General features: G+C 58.4%; 21 protein-coding genes and 3 pseudogenes. 5 read left to right on the forward strand and 19 right to left on the reverse strand.

All coding sequences use genetic code 11. The features are described 5' to 3' along the window. The 4 genes and pseudogenes from EOA32_RS11930 to nifH all read right to left on the reverse strand — a co-directional run. A pseudogene (locus EOA32_RS11930) lies at positions 1-273 on the reverse strand (nitrogenase iron-molybdenum cofactor biosynthesis protein NifE); the annotation flags it as partial. A gap of 59 nt (positions 274-332) precedes the next feature. After that, positions 333-1,874 carry a nitrogenase molybdenum-iron protein subunit beta gene (gene nifK, locus EOA32_RS11935; RefSeq protein ID WP_128371846.1) on the reverse strand — a complete coding sequence of 514 codons (1,542 nt, stop codon included), beginning with the start codon at positions 1,872-1,874 and terminating at the stop codon, positions 333-335. Positions 1,875-2,008: 134 nt separating this feature from the next. Next, positions 2,009-3,511, reverse strand: coding sequence for a nitrogenase molybdenum-iron protein alpha chain (nifD, locus tag EOA32_RS11940; RefSeq protein WP_128371847.1), 1,503 nt, complete (start codon positions 3,509-3,511; stop codon positions 2,009-2,011). Between the two features lie 98 nt (positions 3,512-3,609). Continuing rightward, positions 3,610-4,503 (reverse strand): nitrogenase iron protein, encoded by an 894-nt coding sequence (gene nifH, locus EOA32_RS11945; RefSeq protein ID WP_128371848.1) that lies wholly within the window; start codon positions 4,501-4,503, stop codon positions 3,610-3,612. A 549-nt stretch (positions 4,504-5,052) separates the two neighbouring features. On the opposite strand from nifH, the gene EOA32_RS11950 reads away from it, so the two are divergent. Beyond that, the gene (locus tag EOA32_RS11950; RefSeq protein WP_128371849.1) at positions 5,053-5,679 is read left to right on the forward strand and encodes a type IV toxin-antitoxin system AbiEi family antitoxin domain-containing protein; all 627 of its coding nucleotides are present in this window, start codon (positions 5,053-5,055) and stop codon (positions 5,677-5,679) included. Next, positions 5,669-6,322: pseudogene (locus EOA32_RS39805) on the forward strand (nucleotidyl transferase AbiEii/AbiGii toxin family protein). The gene EOA32_RS11950 and the pseudogene EOA32_RS39805 overlap by 11 nt, the downstream one beginning before the upstream one ends. Before the next feature lie 575 nt (positions 6,323-6,897). Here the strand turns inward: EOA32_RS39805 and EOA32_RS39810 are convergent. The 4 genes and pseudogenes from EOA32_RS39810 to EOA32_RS38565 all read right to left on the reverse strand — a co-directional run bounded on the left by EOA32_RS39810 (position 6,898) and on the right by EOA32_RS38565 (position 9,040). Beyond that, positions 6,898-6,987 (reverse strand): DNA-protecting protein DprA, encoded by a 90-nt coding sequence (locus tag EOA32_RS39810; protein WP_245499247.1) that lies wholly within the window; start codon positions 6,985-6,987, stop codon positions 6,898-6,900. A gap of 2 nt (positions 6,988-6,989) precedes the next feature. Continuing rightward, positions 6,990-7,329 (reverse strand): annotated as a pseudogene (locus EOA32_RS11960) (DNA-processing protein DprA). A gap of 717 nt (positions 7,330-8,046) precedes the next feature. Then, positions 8,047-8,727 (reverse strand): nucleotidyl transferase AbiEii/AbiGii toxin family protein, encoded by a 681-nt coding sequence (locus tag EOA32_RS11965; protein ID WP_189407087.1) that lies wholly within the window; start codon positions 8,725-8,727, stop codon positions 8,047-8,049. Further along, positions 8,699-9,040: a hypothetical protein gene (locus tag EOA32_RS38565; RefSeq protein ID WP_189407090.1), complete on the reverse strand. Its 342-nt coding sequence runs from the start codon at positions 9,038-9,040 to the stop codon at positions 8,699-8,701. The genes EOA32_RS11965 and EOA32_RS38565 overlap by 29 nt, the downstream gene beginning before the upstream one ends. A 1,625-nt stretch (positions 9,041-10,665) precedes the next feature. On the opposite strand from EOA32_RS38565, the gene EOA32_RS11970 reads away from it, so the two are divergent. Continuing rightward, positions 10,666-11,199, forward strand: a complete 534-nt coding sequence (locus EOA32_RS11970; RefSeq protein ID WP_128371851.1) for a peroxiredoxin — start codon at positions 10,666-10,668, stop codon at positions 11,197-11,199. 69 nt (positions 11,200-11,268) lie between these two features. Then, positions 11,269-12,717 (forward strand): RNA polymerase factor sigma-54, encoded by a 1,449-nt coding sequence (rpoN, locus tag EOA32_RS11975; protein ID WP_128371852.1) that lies wholly within the window; start codon positions 11,269-11,271, stop codon positions 12,715-12,717. Positions 12,718-12,773: 56 nt separating this feature from the next. Here the strand turns inward: rpoN and EOA32_RS11980 are convergent, their stop codons facing one another. The 5 genes from EOA32_RS11980 to EOA32_RS12000 form a co-directional block, all read right to left on the reverse strand. Continuing rightward, positions 12,774-13,856, reverse strand: coding sequence for a cytochrome-c peroxidase (locus EOA32_RS11980; protein WP_281013834.1), 1,083 nt, complete (start codon positions 13,854-13,856; stop codon positions 12,774-12,776). A 1,581-nt stretch (positions 13,857-15,437) separates the two neighbouring features. Next, a complete protein-coding gene (locus EOA32_RS11990) occupies positions 15,438-15,893 on the reverse strand; it encodes a MucR family transcriptional regulator (RefSeq protein ID WP_128371853.1) in 456 nt (151 codons plus the stop codon). A gap of 131 nt (positions 15,894-16,024) precedes the next feature. Next, positions 16,025-16,189 (reverse strand): helix-turn-helix domain-containing protein, encoded by a 165-nt coding sequence (locus EOA32_RS38570; protein WP_189407092.1) that lies wholly within the window; start codon positions 16,187-16,189, stop codon positions 16,025-16,027. A gap of 176 nt (positions 16,190-16,365) precedes the next feature. Beyond that, positions 16,366-16,929 (reverse strand): cold-shock protein, encoded by a 564-nt coding sequence (locus EOA32_RS40560; RefSeq protein ID WP_128371854.1) that lies wholly within the window; start codon positions 16,927-16,929, stop codon positions 16,366-16,368. Between the two features lie 507 nt (positions 16,930-17,436). Next, positions 17,437-17,907, reverse strand: coding sequence for an RES family NAD+ phosphorylase (locus EOA32_RS12000; RefSeq protein WP_245499248.1), 471 nt, complete (start codon positions 17,905-17,907; stop codon positions 17,437-17,439). 452 nt (positions 17,908-18,359) lie between these two features. Here EOA32_RS12000 and EOA32_RS12005 point away from each other — a divergent pair, with 452 nt between their 5' ends. Further along, positions 18,360-18,890, forward strand: a complete 531-nt coding sequence (locus tag EOA32_RS12005) for a hypothetical protein (RefSeq protein WP_210214827.1) — start codon at positions 18,360-18,362, stop codon at positions 18,888-18,890. Here the strand turns inward: EOA32_RS12005 and EOA32_RS12010 are convergent. From EOA32_RS12010 to EOA32_RS12035, 6 genes are all read right to left on the reverse strand, one after another. Next, positions 18,865-19,479 (reverse strand): nitrogen fixation protein NifQ, encoded by a 615-nt coding sequence (locus EOA32_RS12010; protein ID WP_128371856.1) that lies wholly within the window; start codon positions 19,477-19,479, stop codon positions 18,865-18,867. The genes EOA32_RS12005 and EOA32_RS12010 overlap by 26 nt on opposite strands. A 27-nt stretch (positions 19,480-19,506) precedes the next feature. Further along, positions 19,507-20,559: an LLM class flavin-dependent oxidoreductase gene (locus EOA32_RS12015; protein ID WP_128371857.1), complete on the reverse strand. Its 1,053-nt coding sequence runs from the start codon at positions 20,557-20,559 to the stop codon at positions 19,507-19,509. A 306-nt stretch (positions 20,560-20,865) separates the two neighbouring features. Beyond that, complete coding sequence (locus tag EOA32_RS12020) at positions 20,866-22,464, reverse strand: SDR family oxidoreductase (protein WP_128371858.1); 1,599 nt, start codon at positions 22,462-22,464, stop codon at positions 20,866-20,868. A 322-nt stretch (positions 22,465-22,786) separates the two neighbouring features. Then, positions 22,787-23,428, reverse strand: coding sequence for a nuclear transport factor 2 family protein (locus EOA32_RS12025; RefSeq protein ID WP_128371859.1), 642 nt, complete (start codon positions 23,426-23,428; stop codon positions 22,787-22,789). Between the two features lie 208 nt (positions 23,429-23,636). Beyond that, positions 23,637-23,846, reverse strand: a complete 210-nt coding sequence (locus tag EOA32_RS12030) for a ferredoxin (RefSeq protein WP_128371860.1) — start codon at positions 23,844-23,846, stop codon at positions 23,637-23,639. A 47-nt stretch (positions 23,847-23,893) separates the two neighbouring features. Beyond that, entirely contained in the window at positions 23,894-25,111 is a 1,218-nt protein-coding gene (locus tag EOA32_RS12035) for a cytochrome P450 (RefSeq protein WP_128371861.1), read from the reverse strand. Positions 25,112-26,231 lie beyond the last annotated feature (1,120 nt).

The raw sequence follows: 26,231 nt of genomic DNA on the forward strand, positions 1-26,231 counted from the left end.
GCTTGTACGCCATAGCGTTGCCCCGGACGAAACCGTGCCGCGGTTGTCCCAGGAATTGCCCTCGCAGGCGAGCGGTGCATGGACCAGATGCGCGACATCGGTGATCGGCTGCAGCACGATTTTTGCGCCGTCGAAGGCACAGCCGCCGGCTGCCGCCCCGGGGGTCAGCGGCTTGGAGCAGCCCTGTTTGCGCGCCTTGGCATCCTTGCCGCGGTTGTTTTCGCAGGCAGGCTCGTTGAAGACATCTTGGATTTTGGCATTGAGCGAGGACATTGCGTCGGTCTCCAAGTCCATCGAGAAGACGGACCGGCCCTAAAAGCCGGCCGCCGCTCCTAGCGGGTGAGGTCATAAGAATAGTCCGTCACCCCGGTCTCGCTTGTCTCGCGATCGAGCCTGTCGAAGATCTTGTCGAGGATTGTCGTCAGTACGCGCAACCCGCCTTGATAGCCCATGAGCGCAAAGCGATGGTGATGGTGCCGGTCGAAGATCGGAAACATCAGCCGGATCAGCGGCGTGCCGGTGTCGCGCTCCAGATACTTGCCATAGGAATTGCCGATCAACAGGTCCACGGGCTCGGTGAAGAGCAGCGATCGCATCGCCCACAGGTCCTTGCCCGCCCAGACTTGAGCCTCCTTGCCGAAGGGCGAGGATGCAAGCAGCTCCTTCATCTCGTCTTCCCACGCCTTCGTGCCGTTGGTGGCGAGGCAGTGAGTCGGCTCGCCGCCTGTCTCCATGATGAAGCGGGCCATGGCGTGGACAAAGTCCGGGTCGCCGTAGAGTGCGTATTTCTTGCCGTGCAGCCAGGATTGGCTGTCCGCCATGGCGTCAACAAGTCGGCCACGCTCCAGTCGGATTGCCTCGGGGATTTCCTTGCCGGAGATCGCGGAGACCTCCACCAGGAATTCGTCGGTCGCCTGGACACCCAGCGGGTAATGGAACGAGGCTGTGGCCTGGCCGACCTCCTCGCAATATTCCAGCGTCTTTCGGGTGTTGTAATGCTGTAGCGAAAGTGTCGCCTCGGCGTTGAGTGCATTCTTCACGTCTTGGATTTTCGTGCCGCCGTCATACATGCGGTATTCGCCGTCCGATGGTGTGTCGAACTGGTCAGAGGCATCTTGGATGAACGTATAGGACACGCCCATCAGATCGAGCAGGCGTTTGAGTTCCCGGTTGTTGCCAACGCAAAAGCCGTCGAAGCCCGGAATGATGTTGATCGTTCCTAGGGCTTCCGTACGCTCCTGGCCTTTCCAGAAGTGCTCCAAAATGCCCTTGACCGTAACATCATAGCCGTCAACGTGGCTGCCAACGAAGGCCGGCGTGTGCGCGAAGGGCACGTCGAAGTCGCGCGGGACCGAGCCTTCTTCCTTGGCATTCTCGATGAAGCTGTGCAGGTCGTCGCCGATGACCTCGGCCATACAAGTGGTCGATACGGCGATCATCTTCGGGTCATAGAGTTTATACGTGTTGGCGAGCCCGTCGACCATGTTCTTCAGGCCGCCGAACACTGCTGCGTCCTCGGTCATCGAGGAGGAAACCGCCGAAGCAGGCTCCTTGAAATGGCGCGACAGGTGCGAGCGGTAGTAGGCCACGCAACCCTGACTACCGTGCACGAAGGGCATGGTTCGCTCGAAGCCCGTGGCCGCGAACACCGCGCCGAGCGGCTGGCAGGCCTTGGCGGGGTTGATGACAAGCGCTTCGCGAGCAAAGTTTTTTTCCCGGTATTCCCAGGTCTCGGTGAACTCGCGTTGATCGGTAACGACCTGATCCTGGTGCGGACATTCGAAATTCAGCTTCTTCTCGGCCAGCATCTGCCTGTATTCCGGCTCGCGGAAGAGGGGCGCATGGTCGAGAATTTTTTCGGCCGACTGCGGCATGGTGGTTACCTCTTTTTCTATCTGATCGCGCCATACGGCGGGACAGGAACATCAAACGTTTTTGGTCTTCCGCGGATCACGGGGTCGCGGGGTTTATCGTCTCCTTGGGGGAGGCCAGGCTGAGGGCCTGGCATTTATTCGGCAGCCATCGCCCGTCCATGGCTCGGACGTCTTTTCCAAGGCGCCTCGAATAGGCCCCAGACCGGGTTGTTGATGGCAAGATCCACATCACGGGCGAAAACGGCAAAGCCGTCATAGCCATGATAGGGCCCCGAATAATCCCAGGAGTGCATCTGACGGAACGGTATGCCCATCTTTTGCACGGGGTATTTTTCCTTGATCCCCGAGCCTACGAGATTAGGTCGGACGCCCTCGATGAACTTCTCCAACTCATAACCGGTCACGTCGTCATAGATCAGCGTACCGTTCTTCACGTAGTGGGCGGTGCGTTGATAATCGTCGTTGTGGCCGAACTCGTAACCCGTGCCGACGATCACCATGCCGAGGTCCTCGTAGGCTGTGATGACGTGGCGGGGGCGCAGGCCGCCGACATAGAGCATCACCGTATTGCCTTCGAGGCGCGGTCGGTATTTGGCGATTACCTCTTCGACCAAGGGGCGGTACTTGGCGATCACCTTTTCGGTCTTCTGCTCGATTTCCGGCCCAAAATGCTTGGCAATCTTGCGCAGGGAGGCTTCGATCTGGGAGGGACCGAAGAAATTGTACTCCATCCAAGCGATGCCGTACTTTTCCTCCATGTGCCGACAGATGTAGTTCATAGACCTATAGCAATGGATGAGATTGAGCTTGGCCTTCGGCGCGCGCTCTATCTCGGCGAGCGTGGCGTCGCCCGACCAGTTGCCGACCACGCGCAGGCCGATTTCCTCGAGCAGGATTCGCGAAGCCCAGGCGTCGCCGCCGATGTTGTAGTCGCCGACCACGTTGACGTCGTACGGGCCACCCTCGAACTCGACGTCCCTCTTCTCGAACACCCAGTCGCGGATCGCATCATTGGCGATGTGGTGGCCGAGCGATTGCGAGACGCCGCGGAAGCCCTCGCAGCGCACCGGCACGATCGTCTTTTCGATCTCCTTGGCCTTCTTGCGCGAAACCGCTTCGGTGTCGTCGCCTATGAGGCCGATCGGACACTCGGACTGCACCGTGATGCCCTTGTTCAACGGAAAAAGTTCTTCAATCTCGTCGATAATCTGTTCCAGCTTTTTGTCGCCGCCGAAAACAACGTCTTTCTCCTGGAAATCGGAGGTGAACTGCATTGTCCCGAACGTGTCGATGCCGGTTGTGCCGACGTAGTAGTTGCGGCGCTGCGACCAGGAGTATTGCCCGCAGCCGACGGGGCCGTGCGAGATATGGACCATGTCCTTGACCGGGCCCCACACCACGCCTTTTGAGCCGGCATAGGCGCAACCGCGAATGGTCATCACGCCGGGAATGGACTTGATATTCGATTTGACGTCGCATTCGGAAAGGACCTCCCCTTCCTCGCCGGCCTCGTCCCCGCTCTTTGCGACGTTGAGGTGCTTTTTGCGGCGCTTCGCCGTTTTGTCGGGATATTGCGACAACACCTCCTCGATAAGCTTCGCATGGAGAGCACCGTCATTTTCGTATTCCAGGCTCATGGGACCCCTTTCAAGGTTCGTGTGACGCCTCACTGGCGAGGCGCCGTTATTCGAAAGGCACGATTGGTCAAGGCCGCGCCTCAAGTCGACAACGCTCGTTACAGTGCGGCCGCCTTCGGCGTTTCCTTGGCTTGGAGTTCGGCAAGCATCTGCTCGTCTGTCTTCATGATGCCGAAGTCGAGCAGCATGTCCTCGAGCTCCTCCATGGTGATCGGGGTCGGGATGGTGCCCTGGCGCGAATTGGCATGGATCTTCTCGGCAAGCGCACGGTATTCCGCGGCCTGCTTCGAGTCCGGCGCGTACTGGATCACCGACATCTTCCTGAGCTCGGCGTGCTGGACGATATTGTCGCGTGGCACGAAATGGATGAGCTTGGAATTGAGCTTGGAAGCCAGTGCTTCGGCGAGATCGAGCTCGCGGTCGGTTTGGCGCTCGTTGCAGATCAGGCCGCCGAGCCGCACGCCGCCTGAATGGGCGTATTTCAAAATGCCCTTGGCGATGTTGTTGGCGGCATAGAGCGCCATCATCTCGCCGGACATGACGATGTAGATTTCCTGGGCCTTGTTCTCGCGGATCGGCATTGCAAAACCGCCGCACACCACGTCCCCGAGGACGTCGTAGGAAACATAGTCGACATCATCGTAGGCGCCGTTCTCCTCGAGGAAGTTGATTGAGGTAATGACGCCGCGGCCGGCGCAGCCTACACCCGGCTCGGGGCCGCCCGACTCCACGCACTTGATGCCTTTGTAGCCGATCTTGAGCACGTCCTCGAGTTCGAGGTCTTCCACCGAACCTTCCTTTGCAGCAAGGTGCAGCACGGTATCCTGCGCCTTCGAGTTCAAGATCAGGCGGGTGGAATCGGCCTTGGGATCGCAGCCGACGATGAGTATCCTCTGCCCAAGATCGACAAGGGCGGCGAGCGTATTTTGGGAGGTGGTGGACTTGCCGATGCCGCCCTTGCCGTAAAAGGCGATCTGACGCAGACCTGACATGTAGCTTTCCTTCCTTCGTTCCATTCATCGCGGCTGCCCGCGATATGAATGCCGGTCGGCAGCTTTCGCCGCCTCGTAAAGCAAGGCTCAAAACTCATGCCAAGTTTATTGACCGATCGAAGAAAGTTTTTTATTCTTCCTTTTCAGATATTTGACCTGAGCAAAATAAAGGAATGGCTAGCCGAGCCTATGTCGCGAACCTGACAAGACCAACGAAACATGTCAGACAGCGTTAAATATGACAGCCATTAACCGATCGAGGCCGGACCAACATCTTCGGCCGGGTTTGGCACTTTCTCGCCATGCAGGATCGTGTCCGAGCGCCCAAAATCGCAATACCCCGCCCAATTCGGCCGATGACGGTCTTTTTTCGGAAGCTAACGCAGGACATGCGCCGGGAACTCACGCTATGTTCTCATCGCGCTACGATGCTGACGCGCCGATGTCTCGCGCCACGTTTACAGAACGGTGGAAGGGCTGCTTGCCGACTTCCCCTCTCCGGTGTAATACAATGTCGTAACTTACCTGTAATTGCCGACATTTTGATACATGACCGAATCCCTTGAAACCTCTCAGCGCGACCTTGCCGTCAGTCTGATTGAGCACCACGGGATCATGCGCCTGTCGGATCTGAAACGCCGAGGCATCAATCCGGCTACACTTGCGCGTCTGGTAGACGAGGGCATCCTCCATCGCCCCTCACGTGGGCTCTACGAACGCGCGGATGCCGACGTCGACATTTCTCATTCCCTGGCCGAAGTCGCGACCCGTGTTCCGAAAGGTGTGATCTGCCTCGTATCGGCGCTCCAGTTTCATGAGATTACGCTGCAGCTTCCGCGCAGCGTCTGGATCGCAATCGGCTCCAAGGACCGCAAGCCGACGATCGACTATCCGCCCACCCGGGTTGCTCGCTTCGGCGAAAAAGCGCTCACCTTTGGTGTCAAGACCTACACCATCGATTCGGTACCTGTCCGGATCTTCGATCCGGCCAAATCGATCGTGGACTGCTTCCGCTTTCGCAACTCCGTCGGCCTTGACGTTGCAATGGAAGCGCTGCGCATGGGATGGCGATCCAGAAAGGCTAAGCCCGACGACATTGCCCGATATGCGCAGGCGCTGCGCATCTGGAGTATCGTTCGTCCTTATCTTGAAAGCACAGTTGCTGATGAAGGATAGGCCGGCGAATCTTCCAGCATCGATTCTTGCTCGGCTCCGCAACATCGCGCGGAACAAGCAGACGGACAACCAGCTCATCCTGAGGCGATACGCCATCGAGAGGCTGCTTTATCGGCTGAGCATCTCCCCGCATCGCGATCAGTTCATCCTGAAGGGCGCGATGCTCTTCACAGCGTGGCTCAACGATCCGTTTCGCCCTACGCAGGACCTCGATCTTCTCGGATTCGGCAATCCAGCCGTAACGGCGATCCGATCCGTTTTCGAAACGATCTGCCGGATCGAGGCCGAAGAAGACGGACTGGCGTACGATGCGAACGGCCTAAGCGTCGAGGCGATCCGTGAAGGCCAGCAATATGGCGGCGTCAGGGTGTAGACGACAGCGTTTCTCGGGACGACCCGGATCCCGGTACAAGTTGACATCGGCTTTGGTGACGCTGTTACGCCGACGGCGCAGGAACCGGAATTTCCGTCGCTTCTGTCGGCCGAGGGTCCTCGACTGAGAGCCTATCCCAGGGCAACCGTGGTTGCCGAAAAACTCCAGGCAATCGTCGTGCTTGGCCAGGCGAACAGTCGCATGAAGGATTTTTACGACCTGCTGGCGCTGTCGCGGCTGTTCGCGTTCGAAGGTGGATCGCTGGTCTAGGCAATCCGAGCGACATTTGAACGCCGTGACACGCTACTGCCAACAGAGACTCCGCTTGGACTCAGTGCCGCTTTTGCCGAGGACAGCAAGAAGGCAAGGCAATGGACGGCGTTCGTCGGAAGGGAACCGCTTCTCTTGCAGCCATCGAATCTCCCGGCCGCGATCGTCGCCATTGGCGAGTTCGTTTTTCCGCCGCTCCAGGCTGCAGCCTTAGGCGACGGTTTCGAGCGTCATTGGCCGGCCGGCGGCCCTTGGACGTAAAGCTCTGACTTGCTTTGCTCCATGGGCGGATCACGGCTCTCGAAATCGTTACGGATCGGTCGTCTGCCACGGCAGCGGATCAGCTTAGGGCGCGGAGGTGTCGACCTGTCGACATAGCACTTCGAAGCGCATTTTTAGCCATTTTTTCGCTGTACTCTTCGTGATCATGGAATATGATGGATATAGAGACGTCAATTCCAGAACTTTTGAAGCATGAACCTTATTTTTCAAATGGTTAAGTTTTTGATTGTCTTTCTGGCTTGCCTTAAAAAGTTTGAGAAACTATTCCTTTTTTGAATTAATTAGTTAAGTTGCTAAGATAGAATTGAGTGATGCGACTGCGTGAGCGTGCCTGACGTATCGCTTGCCTCGACAATTATCGTGGCCTCGGTGAGAGCGCTCATTGTCACGTTTCGTTGAGGGAAGAAGAGCAGATTTGCGGACCGGCCTGAGCGGCATCGCGTAAAAGCAGAATTTGCGAAATCAGCAGAAACTCCTTGGGGATGCGCTCCTGGAGGTCTCTGTTTTCATTCGGATGGTAGGTGCTGAGAGGCGTACCGATTACCGCAATCGTGCGTCCGCCGTTAGTGATGGCCGGTTCGTGGGCGACGATCGATTCCGGCGGCTAGGCCCGAAACGATAGTGAAGCCGTCCTTCCGAAGCGCGCGCTTGCGGACGGTGAGGTCGCGCGCCAGCTGTCTTGCGCCCTGCTTTTCGTCGTCGGTCGCTTCGTGGGCGCCGACCATGGCTATGCAGCGCGTCACCGTGAGTTCCCAGATGCCTTGGAATACAAAAGCTCGATTGGACGCTTGGCGTCTCGCAGCTTTTGCGGATAGGAGGCACAGTCAAGCGCGCTTTGTTACAACCGGTAACGTGACTGGAAGAGCGTCACCTGTCGGCACGGGTCGCCTGCTGCGGCTCGATTTTCACCTGTCGGTGTCTTGTGGGATAAGGTCATGGTCGCCCCGATTGCGGGCTCTTTTGTGGCAGGCAGATGCCGGTCTTGCGTTGCGGAATGACATTTGTGCGTTGCAATATCTGACGTGGAAGCTACTATGAGGGTGTCGGCCATCAACTCTCTAGATGCGATGCCGACCTTGAATGCGGCACACCCCCTCTAGTGCCGTTTTCGAATCGGGCCCGTTGCCACCTCCTCCCGGCAGCGGGCCTTTCTCTCCAAGGCTGCCTCTTGGCCAATCACGGTGCCGCCGTCAATTCGAGCGCAGAATTTCGAGTTGAATTTCTGGCGATCCGGCAGTTATTGAACTCCGGCGTTACGCTGTACACCGAAGCCCTCTCGGCGGAGATATCGCTCAAGGCAAGATGAGGTCCGCCGGAAAATACAATAATTTTCAGCTCCTTAATGAGCGGCAGACCCTAGGAATTCGCGCTATTCGGTAGCAACGCCACCAAATCGCTTATCGGCATTATTCAGCCGCAGGCAACGCGTCTCCTTCGAAGGGCTATGGCGTGGATATCGGCTCAGGAATAGCCTCCGCAATCTCCCTCACGCGATCGAGGCAGATAGCGGCAATGGGTCTCCATTCTTCAGCAATATCGAGTTCTTGCAATTCACTGCGAACATAACCCTCTTGGAGGTTGATCAACCTGGTGCCAATAGCCGCTTTCAAATGCGACACGAAGCGTAAGTTGTCCTGCAGCAAATCCGGGAATAGATGGTCCACTACTGCGATATCGAATATGTCGCGGACCTTCAACAAAGTGCCACGATAATTAAGCTTCTTTAAGGCTATCTCCACTGGATGTTCTATTTCAATCGAATGGGAAAGTTCCGGACTAAGCTCCCTCAGGTCAATGATTTTGCGCGCCGTTGGCACATTAGTAATGTAAGAAGCGACGATAAAATCGATCTCGCCTTCTGGGTAGATCAGTTTGAGGTAGTTTGGCGCCTCATCGTATGCCTGATGTTCCCAGATGCCTTCGCCACCCAATCGGGGTGAAAGTATCGACAAATACTGGGGGTCATCGATGAAAGCGTCGATGTCCTTGCTCAGGCGATGACCAGTGTGGACCATCAGAGCGGTACCGCCCCCGAGCACCCAGTCGGGGACGGGTTGCCCTTTCGCGCGGAGTCGATCGAGGCCTGCTACTGCTCTATCGAGGAGAAGGAGCCAGTGAGACAAGTTCGCTCTCCAAATCCGGATTGTACTCGCCCGTCGCGGCCTTCGTTGCCATGTAAGCCTTGGCGAGCTTGGATTTAGAGATACCGTGAGCGCTTGCAAATTGAAAAACGAGAAAAGGCTCCACGTCTGTGAAGAAAGTGGCGACATGGACGGGCCAATCGTCCAGTTTGGCCTTGGCAATACACTCCCGCAGCGCCGCTACGCTGATATCCCGCTTGTAGGGCGCGTTGACCGTAGCCAATACAAGCCCGTCCACTGCTGAAAAACCTTCAGCAGCGCCAATGATATGGGTTTTCGTAATCGCGCGAACCATTCTGGGTATATAGTTCTTTCGCCCGACAGAGTCGACCCACGGGCAATTTGGCATCGCGCCTCATAATAGAATTCACCGCAGCGCAACGGCCCGTTCCGCCTGTCAGCCCCAATGTGAGGGACCGATCGACTCCCGCGGAAATAGCCACCAAGGGCCCACCCAATGTTGAGGGGATAAGCATATGACGCTGGTTGGGCCTCCCACGGGCCGCCGCTTCGCCATTGCGTATCGACGACTGCCAGCCCAGGAGCCTGAACATGAACCCCAGGACTCTCAATCTTCCTCGCACCGCCTGCCCTCCACGTTTCTGGAGCGTCCGGAGTGGTTGGAATATAGCCGTCGCGATCCGACACGAGACGCGGGATTGTGAAATCCGAACGAGCAGCATTTCCTGATGTCCCCGGCATGCCGCGCCTACACGACGCTCTGCCATTTCCGCTGGCCAAAGACGAATGGCGAGCCCGTCTGCCGCGGCCTTCTCGGCTGCTACGCGCTCAGGCGCGCTTTCAAGTGCTCCGGCTGCCGCCGCGAGTTCCTACAGACGTGCCGAAAAGAGCGCAGAGTTCATTGACATGAACGAGCTTATTTCGGCCCTTTCCCATTCGGCTACGCGCGGACGGACACAGGACCTCGTCGGATTGACGAGGAGGAAGAAGCTGCGCTTCGGGTTCAGCATGAGTATCGTCTCCGTTCCACCACTTCTTCCTTCTCGCGGCCCAGCTTGTCCTTGGTAGAGCTTCCGACATTTTCGTCCACCTTCTGACACAAGAAGGTTCGTCGAGACGTCACGTGGAAACGCCTTGTATGTTTCCCGAGCATTAGCTGCTTGAGATGTTACAAGTTCAGCCCGATGAGATCGCCGTCTTAGACGGAAGCCGTTCCTCCATGGCGACCCCGAAAGCAGGTCTCTCTACTCAAGGTAAAAATCGCTTCCATCCCTGCTGCAAGTCAGATGGCACGGCATTTGCGTGGGCTCATTAGAACCATCGAACCACCAACAAAGCGACGAGTGAATCATTGGTGACTCCAGACAAGCGCTTGAGGCGACGGTGACAATTGCGGATAAACATCGGGAGGTCGTCCCCTCCAGACGTCAGTGCTCGCTAGCTTTTCTGCGCAGGTGTTGTTGGAGGCCGACATCCAACAGCGCGGCATGCGCCCAAATGCTGCTTGCCGGTCCTCATCAGCATGTGAATGCCGAAGCACCGCATCGAAGGGTCGCCCAACCGACGTCGGCGCGCCATGGGCAACCTACAATACGCAGAAGCACTTTCGTGAAGCGAGACTCTTGCGCAACCGCAACGTTGCGGCGCCACACGCCTATTTCGACACTGACACTGTCGATCGCCACCACTTTCTCTTCGGGGACAGCCAGGCGGTCATTGACATCCCTTCCAGCGCCACTTGCCGCCAAGGGGTTGCTTGATCCCGCCCAAATCACTCATATTGGGCCGGCCATTCGGATGACGAAGAGGGTGGGCCAAGGCCTTCCCGTACCACCGGATGGAAGAGCGATTTGGAAGCCGCGAAGGCCTTCATCTCATGTCCGGCATGCCTGCCGAGTCGACGTTGCGTCGGCCCAAACCGAGAAGCCATGCCAGTTTTCTTGTAAAAGGAGCTATTTGATGACCGTCACGAAGAAGGTCCCGTTCGTTACCTTTCGCACGCGTGTTCGCGATGAGTCCGTCGAGGGGCCAAATCCATACCGCTGGCAAGACAAGACATCCGACGACTATTTCGATGGCAAGTGCGTCATCCTGTTCTCGCTGCCTGGCGCCTTCACCCCGACCTGCTCGACCTACCAACTGCCCGATTTCGAAAAGCTCTATGACGAGTTCAAGAAGGAAGGCATTGACGCAATCTACTGCATCTCCGTCAACGATGCCTTCGTCATGAATGCGTGGGGCAAGGCCTTGGGGCTGCAGAAGGTCGAGCTTATCCCGGACGGCTCAGGCGAGTTCACGCGCAAAATGGGTATGCTGGTTGCGAAGGACAATCTCGGCTTCGGAATGCGCTCCTGGCGCTACGCCGCCCTGATCAACGACGGTGCGGTGGAGCAATGGTTTGAGGAAGAAGGATTCTCCGACAACTGCGAGAGCGATCCCTATGCCGTCTCATCCCCGCAGAACGTTCTTGAAACACTGCAGGCCGCCGCATGATCAAGTGAGCGTCTGGCAATCCCATTAACGCACGGCCAAGAGCCTCCTCGATCGGAGTTCGCGCTCAACATGCTGTCCTCGGCAAGGCTGCTTCAACGCCAGAAGCAATCTATGGTGGCATCGCCTCAGCTCATTGAGTCGATTCGCCTGTTGCAACTGGCGCGCGCCGAACTGCATCAATTCGTGGAGCAGGAACTCGAGAAAAATCCGCTTTTGGAGCCAGCTTCAAACGGCGGTGAGGCTCTTGGCGACGTGCCGATTTCGGCAGACCAGTCCACCAGCGCACGCGAAAAAGACATGGATAGGCCGACGAGCGCGGCGGCCGCAGAGCGACCGGGGGAATGGAAATCGCTTCGCAACACGACGAACACCCCTGCGGATAGTCGCCCTGCCCTGGACGAGTTCGCCGCCTGCACCGAAACATTGCACGACCACGTCGCTGGTCAGATCGCGCTCACTGCATTCACACCACAGGAGCGGCTGATTGCCGGCGAGCTCGCAGCCCATCTGGACGATACGGGCTATCTTCGGGTGGACCTTGTGGAACTGGCCGGCAAACTGAACGCCCGCGAGACGGATGTGGAACGGGTTCTCGCAACCTTGCAGCAGTTTGATCCACCGGGAATTTTTGCTCGCACTCTCAGCGAATGTCTCGAGATCCAGTTGCGTCAGCGAGACCGGTTCGACCCGGCAATGGCCGCCTTGGTTGCGAACCTTGAGACTGTTGCCAGACGCGATTTCCAGGCGTTGAAGCAGCACTGCTGCGTCGATGAAGAAGACCTTCTCGAGATGTTGCATGAAATCCGTGCGCTCGATCCCAAGCCTGGCAACCGATTCCAATCCGGAGCGCCGGAATCCATCATACCCGACGTCTGGGTCACGCCCTCGCCCGGAGGTGGATGGCAGATCGAACTAGATCCGGACGCATTGCCCAAGGTTTTGATCAACCAAACCTATTTCGCCGAAATCTCGCGACACGCCGTCCAGAATCCGAAAGATCAAGCGTTTCTGAACGAATGCCTGCAAAACGCGAATTGGTTAATCCGCAGCCTGGATCAGCGTGCCAAGACGATTCTTAAAGTTGCGACTGAAATCGTGCGCCAACAGGATGCCTTTTTCCAACATGGCGTGGCCCATCTGCGGCCTCTCAATCTCAGGACTGTCGCTGAGGCGATCAATGTGCATGAATCGACAGTGAGCCGGGTGACCTCGAACAAGTATATGCTTACCCCGCGCGGGGTGTTCGAACTGAAGTATTTTTTCACCGTCGCGATTGCCTCCTGCCAAGGCGGTGACGCGCACTCCGCCGAAGCTGTCCGCCATCGGATCAAAGCGATAATTGCTCAAGAATCGCCCGGTGACGTGCTTTCCGACGACGACATCGCCGTCCGGCTGAAGGAAACCGGCATCAATGTTGCGCGTCGCACCGTCACAAAATATCGCGAGGCGATGAACATCCCCTCCTCCGTGGGACGGCGCCGGGAAAAGCGGCTATGGCTCATTGGCGATCAAGATTGAAGCAGGCGTCTGGCCCCTTCTCGGCGTCTATTAGCCGCCCTCGCAGGATTATGCAGTCACGGCGCCGGCCGGGGTGTCGTCGCGACGCTCGGCGGCAAGGTTGGATAGGTTACCTTCGGCTGGTCCCCGGTGAGCGCCTGTAGGAATGCGGTGATCTTGTCGACTTCCTCAGGGCTCAGCTGCGTACCAAGCTGGGTCGTCCCCATCACCGCCACGGCTTGCTCTAGATCCCATGCATGGCCGCTGTGAAAGTAGGGGGCGGTGAGTGCGACGTTCCTCAAGGTAGGGACCTTGAAGACATAGTCGTCATCCACCTTCCGTGTCACCTCGACGCGTCCCTTGTCGTCAGGCGGCAGGAACTCCCAGCCGGGCTTTTCGACCACCCCAAAAGGAGCGTACATGCCCCCACCGAGGTTGATGCCGTTGTGGCAAGACGAGCATCCTTTGTCGGTGAAAAGCCTGAGCCCCTCCTTCTGTTCAGTGGTGAGTGCCTTTTCGTCACCCTCGAGATACCTGTCGAAGGGTGCGTTAGGCGTGATCAGCGTCGCCTCGAACACGGCGATGGCTCTCGCGATGTTGTCATATCTAAGGGGATCGATTTCATCAGGGAAGGCTTTGCCGAACGCCTCGACGTACCCAGGAATGCCCTTGAGCTCTTCGACGGCGTGCCCGGGAGTGATCCCCATCTCCGTCGGATTGGAGATCGGGCCGCCGGCCTGCTCCGTCAGATCCGCTGCCCGCCCGTCCCAAAACTGAGCGATGTTGAACACCGCGTTGAATACAGTTGGCGCATTGCGGCCGCCGCGCTGCCAGTTATGGCCAATAGAGGTGGAGCGGCCATCGCCGCCAGCACGGCCGATTTGATGACAGGTGTTGCAGCTGATGTTGTGAGCTTGCGAGAGCCGCGGTTCGAAATAGAGCATCTTGCCCAACTCGAGCTTCTCTAAGGTCGCCGGATTGTCGTCCAGGTCTGCAGCACGCTTGGGAATGGGGCTAAACAGCGATCTCGCAACGTCCAGCAGGCTATCCTGCCCCATGGCTGTGGAGGCAAGCAGGCAGCCTGTGAGTGCAGCACATAGAAACGCCAATCCCGCCGCCAAGCGGAAGAAGGAGACAATAAATGTCTTCACGAAGCCCATCGACGAAGGTATCCACTATTGCTTTGGTGCAACTTTCCAGGGATTCAAACGAACTACAGCAGCGCCCGGACCGCGTCTTCGCAACTAGAGTTGAAAGTCATTCCTGAATTGCATGAATGCCCAAGACGTCGAGCGATTTAGCGAGCGCGCCTGTCTCTAACGAGACTACTATCAGTTCACATCCCAGTCGTTCACAGCACGCGCGGAGTGGATATCACCCTCTTCCGGGCGGAAGGAGGCATCGAAGTCGCTACAGTCTTGACAGGCGCGTTTCACACGAAAAGCCCTCTGCCTTTGCAGACCTCCGATAAATATACTTCTTCCATCGCATGTTTTCGGTGTTCGAGGCGAGCGCCGGAAGATGGGTTGCGAGCAAGCGGCTGAGCTCGTGACGATCGAAAAGGCCGAGGTCTTGCCGGAGACAGTTTGTGTGCATGGCGCGGTGCGCGATGGTTTTGGCGAACGAAGTGCTGAGGGGTGGCCCGGCCGGGCATGCGCCAAGAGCAGATCGAGCAGCAGCACTCCGTGTCCGGCTGCTGGTCAGTCGCCCTTGCCGAGGCAAAAGCAGAGATGTTGATGGCGGGGAAACTGTGGGGCAGGATTCTCTCAGCTCGGCGCGCGAAAGACCCGTTAATTCGGTTGCCGTTGCCGTACCTGAGTCGATCTCGTCGAGCGCTCGTAGGAGGATACAAGAAAGCGCATGCTGATTGAAGCTGGGGCATGGGCCTGCGTCGCTTGATCGCGAACATCAAACGAGATGAAAAGCACACTGGGACTTTCCCGGTGAAGCCCTCGCGACCCTCAAGGCGGATCTGAGGCTGACCAAAGATTGAGTCTCTTTCCGGTCGTATCATCCTTTTCCTCCATTCGGGTTTTGCGAGCGGTCGCGTTTCTTGCCCGCGGCGATCACATCGAATGGAAAACAACAAGAATCATGCCATTTCAGGCCAACCGAGATTTTTCTCAAATTTGCAGCGGTTACGCTCGAAGAGCCTGTCTCGGTCGAGCTACAGTTGTCGCCAATCCGACAAAATCGACAGCGGAAAAGTCGGGAGTTTGTGGGCGCTCCTAATCATGGCGCGCGAGGGTGTCTATTCATCAGCCACGTCGAACTCTAAGTCTGCCGGCTGGGGCTGCGGAGTTGTCGGTATACTGGGTTTATCACGACGATGGCGGCGGAGGATGGGAGTGGCTGCCGCAATAGCGCCTCGGCTTCGTCTTCAAAGCTTCAAAGCCCTCCCCGGCAATTTTATCTGGACTTCGCCTGCGAAAATGAAGCGGTCTTCGAGGCCGCGCAGACCTTCCAAGAAACCCCTGCAATAGAGTTCGCGTCTCAGTCGAACCTGGCGATCTGGCCGCGCAGCTCAAGCAGCCAGGCAGCCGCTGTGACGCGATCGGCCGCGATTGCACAGGACCAGCCGGCGATCACTTTAGCCGTAGCGGGACTTGCTACAATAGGATTGCCGGCGTCCTTGTCGCCTCCGAGTTAGCTTCGGCTGTGCGCAGGGCTATGTCGGATTTGAAGGCCTTACAGGTTTGGCCAGTCAATTCCACCCTATGGCGCATCAATCTTTGCGCCCACTACCTAGACTTGCGTGCTGCCCTCGCCGACTTCCTTTCGGAATTGCTGACAGCCTTGTGGCCGAGACCGCTCGACTTCGCCAGCGCCGACCGTTGTGCCGCATAGTTCGGCGCCACCATGGGGTAGTCGGGCTTCAATCCCCATTTCTCGCGATATTCGTTGGGCGTCAGGCCGTAGTGGACGTTGAGATGCCGCTTAAGCGATTTGAATTTCTTGCCGTCCTCCAGGCAGATGATGTAGTCGGGAAACACCGACCGCTTCGGATTAACCGCAGGCGCTTGGGCTGGCTTATCTGGCTCGACCGCTTGCCCAAGATTCGACAATGACGAATTCACGCTTGCGATAAGCTCTGGCAGTGACGCGGGGGGAACTGCGTTTTTGCTGACATAGGCAGATACAATATCTGCCGTAAGTTCAATCAACAGGCCTTGGCTATTTGCGGTGCCCTCGGGCATTCAATTACTCCTATTGCATGACAACACGAGGAACTCTTTTACCGGCTTTGTCGAGGAAGGCCAGCATGATTTGCTTATATCGGCGTTAGTCGACCACTTCTCGCTATCGCAGCAGAAGAGTCATAGGCGGCTTAAATGATCCGATAAACCTGCATTGTGCAGCAGCCGACCAGTTTGGCAATTCCTTCTGGGTCGAGGCCGTCGGCAAGCAGTGCCATGATAATCTCTGTTAAGCCGCTGTTTGCCACATTATAGGTGCTGTTACGTTGTTCGATCTCGTTGCGCCCGCGTTCCATGATGAACCGCAGCCTCAATTTGAACGACCATGCCAAGGATGGTGAGCACGATGTGAACCATATCGGCCCTCGTTAAAAGATGAGGATCGAGCACCGCGACAAACGCGTCTTTCTGAGATGCTTATGCGCAGTGAATGGCTCACCGTCGTGCGTTCAACAAAAAGGGCTGGGCCGTCTCAAGCAGCTACACGAATGCTTTGGACCTCCAGACCTTTCTTGCCCTGCGCGCACTCGACAAAAACCTTTTGTCCGTCCACGAGTTCGCTGACCCCGCAGCGGGCCAATGTTGAGGCGTGGACGAATACGTCCTTTCCGCCAGCTTCAGGGGCAATGAAGCCAAAGCCTTTCTCGGCGTTATACCATTTGACGGTGCCGGCGCTTTCCGGCGCGGATGTCGAAGTGTTGGCCGTCTCCTGTGCGATCTCCAGGACTTGCGCGACCTGATGGCCTTTTCGCGTCTCTTCCAAGGTAACCTTGAGCCGCGCTCCCTCTGGGACACTACTTCTTCCAACCGCTTCCAATGCCCGAATATGGAGGTAGGCGTCCCTTCCGTCCGAGATTCTGACGAAGCCAAAACCTTTGCTTGCATTGAACCACTTGACCTCTGCGTCTACCGGCTTTGCCGTCGCAGGTGACGTTTGATGAAAGAAGCTTGGCACGGCTTCCTCTTCTGGAAAAGGAAACGGGCCGTCGTCATCTCGACGCCGACGGGGCTTGCGGTAATCCTTATATCTGCTCATGTCATCTCAGGGGAAACAAATGGTGCTGGCCACCAAAAAGGTTGGCAAAATGGGCGGTCGCGAGTCTTCGGTCGCACGTGTCAGCTCTTCAAAAGCGCCATCCATCTGTGATCAGCGACAAGCTAGAATTGTCGGCCGGGCGGCGGGGCGAGGTCCTCTCAACCAGGCTCTGCAGAACGCTCTCACTTGCTTTGGGCCTGGCTTTCTAACCACTGGATATCCTTCTTTGCAATATCGTCGCGAATGCGTCGCCACGTCGCTTCTATTCCGGTACCGATCCGCCGTGATGCGAGTGCCGCTCTTGGCCCGGCCGCATCATTGCTACAGTCCTCCGTCACCCGGTCAACCCCTGTTGGAGGTCTGATCTCGCCCTGATCCAGCGTAGGCATTTTTCGGGATGCCCGCGCCCCCTACTCGTCTATGGGCTTCGGGTATCGAGAAAACTTAGGTCTCTCATGAGGAGGGCCACCCGGCCGCGGAGCATGTGTTTTCAACATTAACGCGCGCCTACGAAATGATGGTAATGCCGGCGCGCAGGCCGAAAGCTCGGATCTCGAGCAACAGGTCCGTGTCTGCGCCGACCTCGATGCTGTCGTGAACCTCGAAATCTCTTTCGCTCACACGATCCTCGAACAGTATTACGCATCGATCCGGGTCGCACTGTCGAGATGTCCAAAGCAGGCCGTCAACGTCCGCTCTGGCGCCGTGAATCGCTTGAGCCCAAAGAACAGTCTGACCGTAGGTCGATTTCGGCGTCTCGATGAGATCGCCGCGGCTTATGTCCCACGCCTTGAGATCCGGCGCGAACAGGCCGGCAACGAGCAGATCGCGCTTCGGCGCTATGCGGCTTACTCTGCGCGATTCGACGACGTCGAGGCGGACTGTCTTGAAGACGGCAGTGGTCTCAGTGTCGTGAAAAATCGACTCGAAAGCCGCTGCCTCCCGCGATGTCGCCGCGTAGCCGTCCCGGTATTTCAAACCTCCGCGTCTCAGCGTCGTGATCGACGTAGACGAAACCCCAAGGCTCCGGACGTTCCAGAATCCGCGGGGTCAGGCGGGGCGTGGGGGAATTGGAGGCGCGGGTGTTCATGTTCCAGGCTCCGGGCTGGCAGTCGTCGACACGCGTGGCGATGCGGCGTCCCCGGGAGGCCGTCGAAAATCAGCGCCGTATGCGTATCCGCCTGAACATGAGGCGGGCCTTTAGCGGATCTCGTTTCAGGAGTCGATCGGATTCTTGCAATTAGATAACTGGGGAACGATTTGCCGTATCGAGATCGCAGGGCATTCGCTTAAGCCTCGCCCCACTCCTGCTGCGTACACACTGCGATGCGGCAACGAAGATCGGCAACAATAATCGGCAACCCCTTGCCTATTGCTGACGTAAGTGCCTTACGTAAAAGGCAATTGGTATCTTATAGGATCGGCAAAAAATGCTTGAAACGCCTGCTCGTATCGAGCCCTGTTTTTTCCAGGACACCATCCCGTCCGTCTTAGCGGACCTCACGGTAGAACTGCAGAGGGAGGCAGACAATTTGGGGCGCGGCCTCCATCCAGAATCGGCTGCGGAACTCGCCGACCTGGTTCGGATGATGAATTGCTACTACTCGAACCTGATGGAGGGGCACAACACGCGTCCCAAGGACATCGAAAAGGCACTCGCGGGTGCAGAGGTGGAACCTGAACGGCGAGCATTAGCGCTCGAGGCCAAGGCGCACGTTATCGTCCAGCGCAAAATCGATGAGATGTACTCCAAAGGAGATTTGCCGAGCCCGACATCGGTTGAGTTCATCGCCTGGGTGCATCGCATGTTCTATCACGAGATGCCCGCAGAATTCAGATTCATGGAGCGACCAGATGGATCGAAGGTCGAGATCGTTCCCGGTGAGTTCAGAAAGACTGCGAGCGACGACGTGGTCCCACTGACGAAAGTGGCTCTTAATCCAATGCGATTTCATTTTTGATTCGTGCGAGGCGATTTTCGCCTTCCTCCGGACCGAAGCAGCTTGCGAAATCATTGCATTCCCGGCAACTGGGCGCGGTGCATAGCGAAAACCCTTCGGCCTCACAGAGCTTGCGGTAAAAGTACTTCTTCCATTTCATGTTTTGGGTGTTGCCGGCCGCCAGCGTCGGAAAATGCGTGGCAAGCAGGCAGCTGAGCTCGGTGCGATTGAAAAGTCCAAGGTCCTGCCAGAGATGGTCATTGCGCATGGCGCGCCGGGCGATGATCTTGGCAAACCGGACGCTTGCCGGGTCGCCCGGCAAGGCATGGGCCAGGAGCAGCTCGCGCAAAAGTTCTTCCTCCGGGTCCGGCTCGGGCTCGCCCACCTCTTCCAGGGCGAAGGCCTTGAAGGGGAAAGTGGGGAAGCTGCGGGCCAGGACATCGCGCAGCTCGGCGCGCGAAAGACCGGTTGCCTCCGTCGCCGTCGCCTCGCCGGCCTCGACTTCTTCGAGCGCACACGAAAGCACGCAGGCAAGCACATGCTGATCAAACTCCAGCTTGAACCGCGGCGATTGGCCAGCCCAGAGGCGGCCACAGTGGTGGGCGAGCATGGGTGTCATTCTCCTGGTTTTGTCCCATCAACCTCCCTTATGAGCGAGCGACTTGTTGACTGCCGGGATGATCTTGTCTCCCCAGAGCTCGATCTGGCGCAGCATCGTCTTTTGGTCGAAATCCCCCAACTGGGTCTGAACTGCGATCTGGTTGGGTTTTAAGATATCAATCTCTTCCAGTAGGCGATCGATCACGCGATTCGCGCTGCCGATCGGCAGGTTTCGGCGCATCGTGGCGAATGACATATCTTGTTGCGTTGGCGTTTCTTTTAGCAGATAGCCATCCAGGCTCTGCTGGCGACGCTGATGCAATGCTTCAGACAGCCGGCGCTGGAAGCGGGCGTTGTCGAGATAGCTATTGATCTCTGCCTCGTCCTCGCTGACATAGCAGCAACGTAGCAAAGATATCTTGGCGTCCGTGACATTCTTGCCTTCGGCAGCCGCCGCCTTCTCGATGGCTTCGCGCAGCGTGCTCAAAGCCTCCAAGCCGTTGTGGAATGCCGTCACAAAAAGATTGTGTCCCTCACGATAGGCTCGGCCCATGCGGGCCGTCCCACAGGCGATCCAGATCGGCGGGGTCGGCTTCTGGACAGTGCGCAGCGAAATCGCCGTCGGGGGAATGTTCTCATACTGGCCGTCGTGCTCGAAGATGTTCTGGTTGAGGCCCTTCAGAAGGATGTCCAAATATTCCGAAAAGACCGCCGGCGCCTCATCGATATTGACGCCGAAGCGCTCGAACTCGAATTGCTGGTATCCCGAGCCGACGCCAAGCTCGAGGCGGCCGTTCGCAACAATGTCGGCGAACCCGATCTCGGAAAGCAGGCGCTGCGGTTGATAGAGCGGCAGCACGCACACGGCAGTGCCAAGGCGAATGGTACTCGTCACGCCGGCGCAGTGCGCCACCATCATCAAGGGCGAGGGAACAAGGCTATAATTGTTGAAGTGGTGCTCCGCGAACCACGCCGTATCGAAGCCGGCCTGTTCCGAAACGACCACCTGTTCGATGGAGTTGCGGATCACGCTCTCGCAAGACTGATGATAACCACGCTGGGCGGCCAGGATGAAGGATGCGAATTCCATGGTGTTTCCTTGTCTGTGGAGGGAGTGGGCACGGTCGGGAGTTGCGCTAAGTACCCACCCAAGGCTTGGCCGCGGCCTCGATCTTGCCCTTGGCGGCGGCGTGGTCATGCGGCAAGGCTTTCGGCGGTTGCAGGCGCACCGAGCGGTTGGAACTGCTTCGACAGCGATGAGGACCGACGTTTCGTCTCGCCGAGGACGACATCTTCGGTCACAGCGGCGCGAGCGCGGCGCCCAAGCGGACCATGAAGCCTTGGTCGAACTCGGCTTCGATGAGCCGCGGCCGATCGCCTGGCGAATAGTCGAGACTCAACATGCGGCCTCCGCAAAATACTCGTTATCGAGTTCGCAGGCGTTTCCTGCATCACCGAACGAGGTCCAGCCGCCGTCCACGTAAAGGATGGAGCCGTTGACGTATGAGGCGGCGGACGAAGCCAGGAAGAACGCTGCGTCAGCGACGTCTTTCGGCTGTCCCAGCCTGCCCATCGGGATGCGTCGTGCGATCGTTTTCATGTCGATGCGGCCGACCTTCGCCAACTGAGCAATGCCCGGCGTGCAAATGAAGCCAGGAGCGACTGTGGCCGTCCGTATGCCGACCGGCCCGAGTTCGGCCGCCAGGCATCGGGTCAGAATGTCCAGCCCCGCCTGGGAGGCACCGTAGGCATGGCGCGGCGCGAAAGGCAGAAAGCTGTTGATCGATCCGATGTTGAGGATCACGCCGCCAGCGCGCATCGCCTTGATCGCTTCGCGAGCACAGGTGAAGGCCCCGGTAAGATTGACATCCAAGACGTGTTGGATGTGTTCCGGTATTTGTTCGATTCCCAACACCAAAGTGTCGGCGGCAGCAGCACCGTTGACGAGCACATCGATGCGCCCGAAGCGCGCCCGCAGCTCCTCGAATAGCGCTACCACCTCGCTCTCGACGGCCACATCCACGCCTTTGGCCGGGTTGTTGCCGCGGAGCCATGCAGCGAGTTCTGCCGCTGCAGCGCCATCTCTGTCAGCAATCACAACGGTATCGCCGTTTGCTGCAAAGCGGCGAACGACGGCCGCGCCTATGCCGTTGGCGCCGCCGGTGACGAGCACGATTCGCGCGTCGGTGCGTTCGGCCGGACAGCAGAGTTCGGCTTGGGGTATCCCATCCACCTGCGGGTGCGCATCCCCCGGCTGGTTGAATGACATCCAGCCTCCGTCGACCGCCAGCACTGAACCGGTGATGTAGCGTGCCTGCGAGCTGGTCAGAAAACGCACGGCGAGGGCGATCTCGTCCGGGCGCGCCAAACGCCCCAGCGGCACGCGGCGGCGCACGGCCGCTAGGTCCACTTTGCCCGCGCGTTCCAGCTCCGCCACCATCGGCGTGCGCACGTAGCCGGGCGCTACCGCCGTCACGCGAATGCCGCGAGAAGCCCACTCACATGCAAGCGACTTCGTCAACGAGATCAGGCCCGCCTTCGAGGCCGCGTAGGCATTGCGCTTGGGATTGCCTACGACACCCGCCATCGAAGCGACGTTGACGATGGCGCCGCCCCGCCTCATGCGCCTCGCCGCTTCGCGGGCCATGACGAACGGTCCAATCAAGTTTACCGCCAGGGCGAGGCGGAAGGCGTCGACACCAGTCTCGACGCTCGCAGCCATCGTGGGTCCCATCGCGGCGTTGTTGATGAGGACGCTGATCTGGGCGAACTGTGCTTCGATCCGACCGTAAAGCGCGAGCACATCCTCCTCCCGCGAGACGTCGCACTCGAGGCCGAGATGCGGGTGGCCGAGACCGAGGGCCAGTTCAACGACACCACTGCCAGGAAGGTCTACCGCAACGACAGTGTCTCCATCCCTGGCAAAAATTTCGACCAGGGCACGGCCGATCCCACCCGCGGCGCCCGTAATGATGACAATACGTCCTGTCTGCATGTTGAGGACTTCTCCCGCGCTCCCTTGAGCGATTTCAGCCAATCAATTTTGAGCGGCAAAAGATGCGTCCGCGCTAAAGCAGCGCGTCCTGGCGAAGGCCAGTTGCGGACCCGGAAAGACCACGCAGCGATCCGGCAGCTGTCCAACTTCCGATTAGGTCGCCGAGGCTGCTGCGGGACCGGCCAAGGACAGGAGCTTGCCTCGATGGTCGGCGCTGCCAGGTCCCGCAAATTTGTGGACACCGTATCGTCGGCGGGCTCGTGGGAGAGAGCCGATCGCTCACGGCGTCGCGGGCAGAAAGGCAATGCAATTTGGCGCCCCTTCACGGGACAGTCTTTCCCCGGGATCGCTGTAGCATCGCAAAGTTGTCAGGGCCTTCAGTCTCCTCGGCGGATGCGGCTGTGTCGTTCGACGCCTCCGAAGGGTCATGGCGAGAAGGAATGCGACGCTTTCCGAACCTGTAGACCGGATCGTCCGGATGCGGTGCTCCGATCGGCCGGCGCGGGCCGAACCGTTCTGCCTCAACGCCCGCTGGTGGGAGCTGCTCCTCTATCCAATCGTAGACCACCGTCCGTTCGGCAATCCGCCACTCTCCTTCCCTCTTGTGAAACAGATCGCAGTAACGGCCGCACAGGAGCGTCTGGCGCACGTCTCCGTCTTGATCTGGTGCGCGTTGTAGCGCGGTGAAATAGCTCTCGACCGCAGCCTCTGACGAACTGATGAATTCGATCAGGATGTTGGTGATCTGGTGGATGTTGCGGGGTCCGGTCTTGAAGACGCCGAGTGCAAACTCGATGAACCCCTCTGCAGGGCCGCAATAGGCCCCGTGATTGTCATGCGCATCGGGCCAGTACGCGCTGCGTAGCGCCGCTTCATCGGCGCGGTCGATCCCGCGGCAGTACCGATAGAGGCAGTCGCGGATCACCTCACGGTCGATTAGTTGGGCAATTTTCGTCTGTTCCATCGGCTCTACCACGAATTCTGTGATCGGAAGAGGTGTTTTGCGAACCGCACCTTGGCCTTTGCGCGTCGTGGGCATCTCGATGCCGCAGGTGCCCCTGCGCAGTTGAACCAGGACGGTTGGAACAGAAGGCGCGTACCTCCGTTGCCGTATGCGCCACTTGGTCGATCCATTTCGTGCCCGCCGCGCTCTGGGCGGAATGACATCCGGGTCAACTCGTGCTGCAGGGTTCACCGTCGAGTTTAAGTGCACGTTCGGGACAGGATCGCGCGCCTCGCGATGCAATCAGTGCCTCCCCTTCCGCAACTTCGATGTTACCTGGCAGGATGTAACCGGCGTCATCGAGCTTGAAGATGTGCGGCGCGTGCGCCGCGCATCGCGCGTGACCCTGGCATTTGGCATTTTGGACGATGATGCGCATGGCGCTGCCTCCATTGTCTTTGCACCTGGGCTCGGGGCGGAGCTTGGTCAGGACCAGTCTAGAATCAGATTTTCGATTCCGAACACATGGCCGCCAGAGGTGATGGGCGCCGTACCGTTCTTGATCCGGAAGGCGGGGATGCGCGCCAGCCACTCCTCCAGCCCAATGACGATCTCTCGTCGGGCAAGGTGTGAACCCAGGCAACGATGGGGACCATAGCCAAAAGTGGCATGGCGGTTATCCTCTCGCCCCAGATCGACCGTGTTGGGGCATTCGAATTCCGCCGGGTCGCGATTGGCTATCATCGTGGCGCAGGAAACATAATCTCCCTTGCGGATCGGCGCGCCTTCGAAGTCGATATCTTTCGTTGCCACACGGATCAACTGAACGGTCGGATAGGCGCGCAGCAATTCTTCGGCCGCGGCCACGATCCGGACTGGTTCGCGGCGCAGCAATTCCTGATCCTTGAGGTTGCGTGCGAGATAGGCCAGGTCAAAGCCTATGGCTGCTGCAACAGTGTCGAGCCCGGCAACAAAAACAAGCACGCCGACCCCGCGCACTTCCTGTTTCGTCAGGCGGCGGCCCTCGACCTGTGCCTGGACGATGAACGTCATGAAATCATCAACCAGGTCATTGCGGCGCGCGGCTGCAAGTTCGTCGATGAACGAAACGATCGTCCGGGCCGCGGCCGGCCGTTTCACATCGTCGCCGTGCAGAAGATCTCTCCCCCATCCGACAAATGTGTCAATTCGGTCATCCGGTAACCCTAGGAGATGAAGGAAGATATTTACCGTGAACGGAAATGCGAAATCCTTCATGACATCGCAGCTTGTGCCCGACGTGGCGATCCCGTCGATGAGCCTGATTGCCCGCTCGCGGACAGCCGGCTCCAATGCCGCTACCCGCTTTGGCGAAAACAGCGGATTGAGCAGTGAGCGAAAGGCGCCGTGGGCCGGGGGATTGAGTTCAAGTGGGATCATCGGCCAGCTTTCGCCCAATGCGGAGGCAAAGATGCTGCGATGGCTGGAAAAAGTTTCGGTGTCCTGCAGCACCCGGCGCTGGTCGCTGGCGCGGGTGATCACCCAGGTACCCCTGCCGTCGCGCGTGTTAAGGGGTGAATAAAAGATAGGCGGGCCGGAATGGACGCAAGCGACTGCAGCGTGGGGATCCCCGTTGGGAGTCGGTGACATGCCTGGCGAAGTAAACAGGCTGAAGTCTCTTACCATTTCGGGCGGAATATGATCTGGAACCGGATTTGTCGCCATTTGGCCTCTTCTCCTGAACGGCAGGGGTTCATGCGCTCGATTGAGATTTCCGGCCGATCTCAAGCTCGGTTGGCCAGCGGCCGGTAAGTCCCAGCTCCAGCGTGTTGTTTGCGCGCTGCATCTAAACTGCGCACCAGCGCAAGTGATCGGTCGCGCATTCAAGCAGCAGAGGCATCTCCTTCGTGCTGCGGTTCTAAAGCGTAACCCGCTGGTTATACCCATTGAAGTTGAGAGACTGGTCAATCATCGCTGAGCTCCGTGACGCACTGCTGCTGGCGCCCCGAAATCATCTAAGCAAGTTGCGTGCCGGATCGGCCGTATCGATGGAGCTGTACCGATCTATGCTCAGCCACCACTGGAACCGCCGCTCATTGGATGACCACAGGTCTTCCCGGCAAAACGTCCGACAACCGACACCTGCTGTCAGCTTTGTCGAGTCCGCGACACGGGACTGCACACTCTTTCTGGGGCTCTTCTGCCAATTTGTCATAATGTTGAGACTCTTTGGTCGCCGACGCGCCAGCATTGCGGTCGTCGCCGAGTACCGCAGCCATTCGGCTTTCTCCCTCGCAAACGACGGAGACCCGAGGCCTTGATTGAGTGGCCGATCGACGACGATTGGCCATAGGTGTGGATATACGCGATCTGTCTGAAGGTGCGCCGCGGCGGCCGCAGCCTCGACACCGACCATTACCGCGAGGTCCCTGGCATGATGTCGGCATCTCCGTGGCCAAGCCGACCTGGACCGAGCTCCTGCGCAAACTGACGCGCCGCGGCATAGAGACGTCAAGCTTGTCGTCCTCGACGTCCAGATCGTCTGCCGGCGGTCTCGAAAGGTGCTCCAGCTACTTGGTAGCGCTGGCGGGCGGCGGGTACATTTCATGAAAGACTTACTGGCGCATCGGCAAGAGCCGCCGTCGCATGGTCTCGGCCTTCATCGCCACCCGTCTTGCCCAGGAGAACGAACGTTGCCGACCAGATCCGGCCAAAAATCCTCAAGCTCGCCATCATCATGGAACGAGACTGAATGACGTGCTCGCCTGCATGAGCTTCGTCAAATGGCACCGCGCCGAGCTCCCGCTAGATATCGGTCGAGCGGCTCAACGGCGAAATTGAATGG

The organism is Mesorhizobium sp. M1A.F.Ca.ET.072.01.1.1 (assembly GCF_004023325.1).
GTDB lineage: Bacteria > Pseudomonadota > Alphaproteobacteria > Rhizobiales > Rhizobiaceae > Mesorhizobium.